The following is a 5,142-nucleotide window of genomic DNA, read 5'->3' as shown; positions in this document are numbered from 1 at the left end:
GCTTCCAGAACTCGAACGCCCAGGGGTATTCGAAGGGCTTGTACTGCTTGGAGGCGTGGAGAAGGGACATGGAATTACTCCGACAGGATGGTGGATAGGTGGTACGCGGCCCCGGCGGAGACGCCGGCACCGAGGAGGAAGTCGCCCGCGCCGAGATAGACGAGCCAGCGGCGGGCGTGTGGTTGGGGCACGCGGGCGCGGAGCTGCTGCGCCCCGAGCGACAGCATGAACAGGCCCGCCACGAGCAGGCCGACGGTGGCGAGGAGCTCGGGCAGGCTCCTCACGCCGGCATGCTCCAGGTCCACATGGCGGTCGCCGACATGGCGAGCACGATGCCGCCCGAGGCCAGCATGATCCCGACCATGCGGTAGGCGTAGGTCTTGCGCTCGGTGATGCGCGAGGAGCGCAGGCGGACGAGCATCCATCCGCCGATCGCGGTCAGGACCGCGGCGACGAGGTACATGATGACGACGTTGTAGGTCATGCGGTCGCCCCACCCCCCCTCTCCCTCCGGGGGAGGGGAGGAGCGCCGAAGGCGCGGAGGGGTGAGGGTGAGTTGCCGTCGACGGGATGGTCACCCTCATCCTTCCCATCCCCGCTTGCGCGGGGACGGGCCCCTTCCCTCTCCCGGGGGGGGAGAGAGTTGGTGACGGCCTCGATCACGCCGTCGGTGTTGGCGAGGACGTCGTTGTTCCAGAAGCGGAGCACGCGGTAGCCCTCGGCATTCATATGGCGTGTCCGGCGTTCGTCATATGCATGCGCCTTGCCGTGCTGGCCGCCGTCGACCTCGATCACCAGCTTCGCGGCGAAGCACAGGATATCGGCGTAATACGGCCCGAATGGGACCGAGTGCCGCCATTTAAGCGTCGGGAATGTCGTGCGGAGAGCGCGGAGCAGGCGCTTCTCCGCCTCGCTCGCGATCCGGCGCAGCTCGCGGGCGCGGGTGATGGTGCCGGAGGGCTGGTCTTCGTATAATCGCATTCACCCTCACCCTTCCGCCGCTTCGCGGCTCCCTCCCTCTCCCGGTGGGAGAGGGATCGTCAGCTCACTGACACGCCAGGCACTCGTCGTAATCGGTGCTCTCCAGCTCGTACTGGGGCTTTTCGATCACATTGTCGTTCTCGACGCCGCCCGCGAACCCGGCGCGTTGGACCGATTTCGAGCGTAAATAGTAGAGCGACTTGATGCCCAGCTCCCACGCGCGGAAATGGAGCATGAGGAGGTCCCATTTCTCGACGTCCGCCGGGATGAACAGGTTCAGCGACTGCGCCTGGTCGATATAAGGCGTCCGGTCGCCCGCGAGCTCGAGGAGCCAGCGCTGGTCGATCTCGAAGCTGGTCTTGTAGCAGTCCTTCTCCTCGGCCGAGAGGAAATCGAGATGCTGGACCGAGCCGCCCTGTTCGAGGATCGAGTTCCATACCGCGTCCGAGTTCTTGGACTTCTGGGTCAGCAGCTTCTCGAGATATGGGTTCTTGACCGAGAAGCTGCCCGACAGCGTCTTGTGCGTGTAGATGTTGGCCGGGATCGGCTCGATGCAGGCCGACGTGCCGCCGCAGATGATCGAGATCGACGCGGTCGGCGCGATCGCCATCTTGCAGGAGAACCGCTCCATCACGCCCACGTCCGCCGCGTCGGGACAGGGGCCGCGCTCGACGGCGAGCTGCATCGAGGCCTCGTCGGCCTGGCGCTTGATGTGGCGGAACATGCGCAGGTTCCAGGACTTGGCCATCGCCCCCTCGAACGGCAGCCCGCGCGCCTGGAGGAAGGAATGGTAGCCCATGACGCCCAGCCCCACGGACCGCTCGCGGCCCGCCGAGTAGGCGGCGCGCTCCATGCCGGGCTCGTGGCGGTCGATGTAATCCTGGAGCACGTTGTCGAGGAAGCGCATCACGTCCTCGATGAAGCCCGTCTCGCCGTTCCACTCGTCCCAGGTCTCGAGGTTCAAGGACGACAGGCAGCACACCGCGGTGCGGTCGTTGCCGAGGTGATCCTTGCCCGTGGGAAGCGTGATCTCGGAGCACAGGTTCGAGGTCGAGACCTTCAGCCCCAGCTCGCGGTGATGGCGGGGCATGTTGCGATTCACATGGTCGGCGAAGACGATGTACGGCTCGCCCGTCTGGAGCCGCGTCTCGACGAGCTTCTGGAAGAGCGAGCGCGCGTCGAGCGTCTGGCGGATCGACTGGTCCTTGGGGCTACGCAGGTGCCACTCGTCGCCCGCGCGCACCGCCTCCATGAACGCGTCGGTCAAGAGCACGCCGTGATGGAGGTTCAGCGCCTTGCGGTTGAAGTCGCCGCTGGGCTTCCTGATCTCCAGGAACTCCTCGATCTCGGGATGCGAGATGTCGAGATAGCAGGCGGCGGAGCCACGACGGAGCGACCCCTGGCTGATCGCGAGCGTGAGGCTGTCCATCACGCGGACGAACGGGATGATGCCGCTGGTCTTGCCGTTCAGCCCGACGGGCTCGCCGATGCCCCGGACGTTGCCCCAGTACGTCCCGATCCCGCCTCCGCGACTCGCGAGCCAGACATTCTCGTTCCAGGTGTCGACGATGCCGTTCAGGCTGTCGGGCACCGAGTTGAGATAGCACGAGATCGGCAGCCCGCGCCCGGTGCCGCCGTTCGACAGCACGGGTGTCGCGGGCATGAACCACAGGCGGCTGATGGCGTCGTACAGCCGCTGAGCATGCGCCTGGTCGTCGGCATAGGCGGAGGCGACGCGGACGAACAGGTCCTGGATCGTCTCGCCGGGGAGCAGGTAGCGGTCCTTGAGCGTCTCGCGGCCGAAATCGGTCAGGAGGGCGTCGCGGCCGTGATCGACCTCGAGCGGGTAGGGTCGCCTGGGCGCTGACGTCGCGTCCGCGACCGGGCCGGTCGCCGCCGGTTGGGGCGCGTTCGCCGCCGGGGTGTCGATCGTATCGACGTTCATTCCGCCATCCTTCCGATCATCACGAAAATCCATCACGCTACGTTCCCCTGTTCCTCGACTGTTCCGAATCGGCGGCTCGCGACAATGGTATCACCGACAAAACGCCAATGAGAACAAAAAACGAACATACGATCGGTGGTCGATCCGCTCGACCCAGTGCCGTCATCAACGATTATACCAGCGCTTGGGTCCCGGTCTTCTATCGACCCCCATGGATTGTGATGTTCATGTTGATGAGGCAAGTAAAACATTCAGGATGGGAAGGCGCGCCACGATCCGATCCGATCCGCGACGCGCGCATTTCCGCCGGGTCCGCGAAGCGCAAGGGAACGGGCGGGGAACGAAAATAAATGTAGGTGGACGATGTCGTGACATCTGGTCGTGAAATCACGATCTGGGACGCGACCTACAGCGCCGACGCCTCGGGCTAGAAGCTCGTCGTCATGTTGAAGGACACGTACTTCGTCCATCGTCCGGGAGGAGCATTGGGGGCGTCGCGCAGGAAACGGCCCTTGGCCAGCAGCACGGCATCCACTTCCAGACGCAGGGTGCGGCTGACCTGGTGACGGACGCGGCCGTCGACCTGATGCCCGGCGAAGTTGCCCGCGCGCCCCGTCGCGTCGCGCACGCCCGTGGATGCGAAGCCGTCGAAGCGCGACGCCAGCCACATCGGGCGATAGCCGACGAACCAGTCGGTATCGCGGTCCGGCGCGGCCTCGATGCGTATGCCGGGGCTCGCGATATTGGTTCGCGCCACGGCGTTGTAGAGGCCGGCGGGGGCGAGATCGGCGCGGCGCATCCCGAACAGCGTGTCGAACCGACCAAAACGCCCGCCCCGGCCGTCACCGCTGGCGTGATCGTACTCAAGCGACAGGCGCGGCTTCCACGCGCCCGCGAAGCTGTAGCCCGCGTCGGCATGCAGGAACCACGCGCGCACGTCCCGCCGCGGCGAGGTCGAGGCGGTTCCCGCCGCGGCGCGGCCGCGCTGGATGAAGCCTTCGACCTCAAGGTCGAAACTGCCCGGCGCGGGATCGCGGATCACCCGCAGGCCCACGGTATTCAGCGAACGGTCCCGGGTAGGGCGATCGGAACCGTCCCGCTCGCCCAGATGAAAGAAGGAGGCCTCGACGGTCGCGGGGCCGATCGCGCGCGCGCGACCCATCAGCCCGCCCCACAATACCAGCCCGAAGCCTTCCCGGTCGAGCCGGACACGATTGTCGAGCAGGGCATCGGGATCGTCGGGACGGCGTATCTGCGGCAGCGTGTAGACAAGGGTCGTGCGCCACCCCGACCTGGTCGCGAGATCGCCGCGCAAGCCCGAATAGCCGTTGGTCGTATTGCGATAATCGTCCGCCGCGACGAGCCGCCGCGAGCCGAGGTTGAGCAGGAACCGGCCCGCCTGCAACGTGGCGGTCGATCCCGGACCCGCGGCACCGCTCGACCGGAATTCGGCATAGGCCTGCACCAGTTCCAGCGCGTTCACCTCGTTGGTCGACACGGGGGTGCCTCGATCCGCCAGATAAACGCGGCTGTCCCATAATTCGGCGACGACCTTCACCGGACCGCTCTTGAACTCGGCGAGGACGGTCGTGCGGAAATTGAGCAGGTCATCGCTGTCGTTGAAGCCCGCTCGCGCCTGGCCGTCGATCGCTTCGTAGCGGACGCGGGTGGTCGCGCCGAGGTCGAAGGAACGGTCGTCCGCCGGCAACGCCTGCGCCACGGCGGTTGTCCCGCTTGAGAGCATGGCGAGCCCGCCTAGCAATGCCGAGCGAACGTACATCGTGGCTCCCGGTTCGTGACCTCGACCAGGGTAGGAATGTTCGGCCGGGTCGGTCCAGCAAGGGAATCGATGGGGCGGCCAACTCGTGCTTATGGCAGGCAGGGCTGGGCGGCGAACGTTCTGGGAAGACCGTCGCGAGATAGCGCCGCGGCGAAGCCGCGTCGTGCGACCGGGTGTTCGCGTCGCGGGCGGAAGCTTGGATCGACCGATGGGACCCGATCGGGCGCTATCGGGTCGATGGAACGGTCATCGAGAAGTGTGGAAAAAGTGCGACGCGGCCAAGCCGCGTCGTCGGACGGGTTCGCTGGCCGGGCTTGGGCAAGTCTTGGCGCGGGCGCGCCAAGCCGCCCTGCGCCGCGCCAAGCCGCCCTGCGCCGTGCACGTGAAAAGGACCTGCCGAGCGTCTCCCGACGACCCGACAGGCCCCTTTGCATGG

At 66.5% G+C, this 5,142-nt stretch carries 5 protein-coding genes and 1 pseudogene; all 6 read right to left on the bottom strand.

The features are described 5' to 3' along the window. Positions 1-130: pseudogene (locus tag ACFE71_RS14755) on the bottom strand (ribonucleotide-diphosphate reductase subunit beta); the annotation flags it as partial. Further along, on the bottom strand, positions 75-284 hold the full coding sequence (locus tag ACFE71_RS14750) for a hypothetical protein (protein ID WP_375429522.1): 210 nt from the start codon (positions 282-284) through the stop codon (positions 75-77). The pseudogene ACFE71_RS14755 and the gene ACFE71_RS14750, both read right to left, overlap by 56 nt. Continuing rightward, entirely contained in the window at positions 281-484 is a 204-nt protein-coding gene (locus ACFE71_RS14745; protein WP_375429521.1) for a hypothetical protein, read from the bottom strand. The genes ACFE71_RS14750 and ACFE71_RS14745 overlap by 4 nt, the downstream gene beginning before the upstream one ends. Further along, positions 481-981 carry an endonuclease domain-containing protein gene (locus tag ACFE71_RS14740; RefSeq protein ID WP_375429520.1) on the bottom strand — a complete coding sequence of 167 codons (501 nt, stop codon included), beginning with the start codon at positions 979-981 and terminating at the stop codon, positions 481-483. The genes ACFE71_RS14745 and ACFE71_RS14740 overlap by 4 nt, the downstream gene beginning before the upstream one ends. 64 nt (positions 982-1,045) lie before the next feature. After that, a complete protein-coding gene (locus tag ACFE71_RS14735) occupies positions 1,046-2,959 on the bottom strand; it encodes a ribonucleoside-diphosphate reductase subunit alpha (RefSeq protein WP_375429519.1) in 1,914 nt (637 codons plus the stop codon). Positions 2,960-3,353: 394 nt separating this feature from the next. Next, entirely contained in the window at positions 3,354-4,670 is a 1,317-nt protein-coding gene (locus ACFE71_RS14730) for an alginate export family protein (protein WP_375429518.1), read from the bottom strand. Between the last annotated feature and the right edge of the window lie 472 nt (positions 4,671-5,142).

Origin of the sequence: uncultured Sphingomonas sp., assembly GCF_964237155.1 — a bacterium.
GTDB lineage: Bacteria > Pseudomonadota > Alphaproteobacteria > Sphingomonadales > Sphingomonadaceae > Sphingomonas.
Note: the sequence above shows the minus strand (reverse complement) of the source record. Positions and strands in the feature narration are given on the sequence as shown.

Excerpts from the sequence above, each read along its gene's own strand:
- ACFE71_RS14730 (WP_375429518.1), bottom strand. The coding sequence starts at position 4,670 with ATGCTCTCAAGCGGGACAACCGCCGTGGCGCAGGCGTTGCCGGCGGAC.
- ACFE71_RS14735 (WP_375429519.1), bottom strand. The coding sequence starts at position 2,959 with ATGGATTTTCGTGATGATCGGAAGGATGGCGGAATGAACGTCGATACG.
- ACFE71_RS14745 (WP_375429521.1), bottom strand. The coding sequence starts at position 484 with ATGACCTACAACGTCGTCATCATGTACCTCGTCGCCGCGGTCCTGACC.
- ACFE71_RS14740 (WP_375429520.1), bottom strand. The coding sequence starts at position 981 with ATGCGATTATACGAAGACCAGCCCTCCGGCACCATCACCCGCGCCCGC.